Genomic DNA, 2,114 nt, shown 5'->3' with positions numbered 1-2,114 from the left:
TGAGTCTTTGTTGTCTGTACGATAGTAAATTCTTCCTGTATTTATACCGTCACTGTAATTTAGCGAAACTCTGGCATAGTCGTTTTTCTGCCAGTTCGGAACTTTGTCATATTCGTAATGCGAGAGAAAATCGCCCCACTCACCGACTAATGACCAAGCACCTTTATCGACTCTAAAGTTATAGTCATTCCCATCGTAGTTTGTTCCATAGTCATACTGCGCTGGTTCGGTAGTCTTTGTAAGCCTACGAATATTAATATCTCCGGTTTCTTGGGTCTTCGAATAACCTGCGGTAATCCTTAGATCATCTGAAAGCACTGCTGTTCCGCGAACGGTTCCACGGAAGAATCCACCAGAACCGCCTTCGGCTTTTATAAAGCCTGTCGACTTCTCAGAACCCTTGCGACTGATGATGTTAATAACACCGGCTGCAGCTGCAGAACCATAAAGTGCTGAGCTCGCGCCTTTTACGACTTCAATTCTTTCAATACTGTCTAATGGGATTGTACGCAAGTCAAAACTATTGGAACCTGACATTCCGTAGGTGTTTGTAAAAGGAACACCGTCCACTAGAAGCAGTATCTCAGAAGCAAGTCCTCTGATCATTACTTCCTGAGTTCTCGCCATTGAAGAACTAGCACTTGTCAATCCCATTACTCCGGGGATCCTGTCAAGAACTTCCGAGAGGTTGCGTGCGCCTATGGCATCAATTTCTTCTTTTGTGATGACATATGCAGGAGCTGGAACTTCTGTTATGTCCTCTGCCAAACGTGAACCTGTGACCTCAACTTTGCCGAGATCTTGTACTTTTTCTGAAGCATTGTTTGCGAAAGAAGCTTCAGCTGTTGCAAAAATCATAAAGATTGCTGCCAGCGGAAGAACTATCTTCCATTTGTGGGATAACATCTTCTACACACTTCCTTTTGATTATTTTTTATATCTTTTTTACTTTATTTGCGTTTTTCTCTTCTTTCTCTTTTTATCACTCCCAAGATGAGGCATAAAAAAAACAGAACCCTGTGATATCTAAGGGTTCTGTACAGATGACCGAGTAAAAGTACGAGTACACTCGTATACTTACTATGCCTGCCGCCTCTCGCCCTCGCGATAATCAACAAATTCGATTTTTTCAGCAGGTTTCCTGGCTTCCGTTCATCCTACTTCCGCGTCTTCCCACCTTTCGGCAGTGACTTTTTGCGGGTTCGTCCCGGTTACAGTAGCGGGGCTGCTTCGGCTTTGAACCGAATTCCCTAACTGAACATCAATTCCATATTTGGTTGTCTGTTGACAATACTACATCTTGATTAAAAATGCAATATAACAATTTTTGCTAATTAAAATAATTTTCTTTAAAATCCTTTATGACTTCTAAGGAACGGAAGTAATCATCTTCAAATACTTCTATGCTCATAACTCTCTCACGGCCGTCATCTGCGAGTTTTATTATTTTTTTCAACAGTTCTTTATCAAAATAGGAAAGATCAACATGATCTGTCCCGTCGGGCATTACTCCGTGCAGATGAATCATGCGAGCTTCAGGCATATATTTTTCTGTATACTCTAGGGTAGGATATTCTCCTTTTATTAGGTGTCCTACGTCCAAACAAACAGAAAGCCCTGTTTCTCTTACGATATCGATAAGATATGAAAATTCATTATCTAGTGTTTCAGCACAAATCCGGCTTTTATCGTCAACAGATGCTGCTATGCGCAACGCCGAAGAGCTGGTTAGCTCTTTCCATATCTCCATTTCTTTACTGGGGACTCTGCCTCTAACTTCTCCAACGAGGTGCAGTATCCATGCAAATGGCTTTATGGGAGAGAAGAGTTCTGTTATGCGAAGGCATAGATCTTCACATCTCATTCTCTCTTTTATATTTGATACTTCCACATCACAGACATCAACCGGGAAATGTATGTTGCAAGTCATGTCGAGCTCTCCCAAAAGATAGCCGAGCTCGCGCACTTCGTCTTTATGGGGAATGTTGGAACCTTCGGGAGTGTCAAAGAGCACTATTTCCATGTCTGATACATTTTCTGACAGACAGCGCAAATTCTCTTCTAAAGTTCCGGGTACAACCCAGGATGTGCCACCAAGGCGAAGGGTATTATTG

At 42.1% G+C, this 2,114-nt stretch carries 2 protein-coding genes and 1 riboswitch; both genes read right to left on the bottom strand.

The features are described from left to right. A partial coding sequence (locus GXZ13_06220; protein NLX75410.1) for a TonB-dependent receptor occupies positions 1–906 on the bottom strand: 906 nt, incomplete at its 3' end. A gap of 207 nt (positions 907–1,113) precedes the next feature. After that, a riboswitch (cobalamin riboswitch) is annotated at positions 1,114–1,274 on the bottom strand. A 56-nt stretch (positions 1,275–1,330) separates the two neighbouring features. Further along, positions 1,331–2,114: hypothetical protein (locus GXZ13_06215; GenBank protein NLX75409.1), on the bottom strand; the 784-nt coding region annotated here is incomplete at its 5' end.

The organism is Synergistaceae bacterium, from assembly GCA_012728235.1.
In the GTDB taxonomy this organism is placed as follows: domain Bacteria; phylum Synergistota; class Synergistia; order Synergistales; family Synergistaceae; genus JAAYFL01.
Note: the sequence above shows the minus strand (reverse complement) of the source record. Positions and strands in the feature narration are given on the sequence as shown.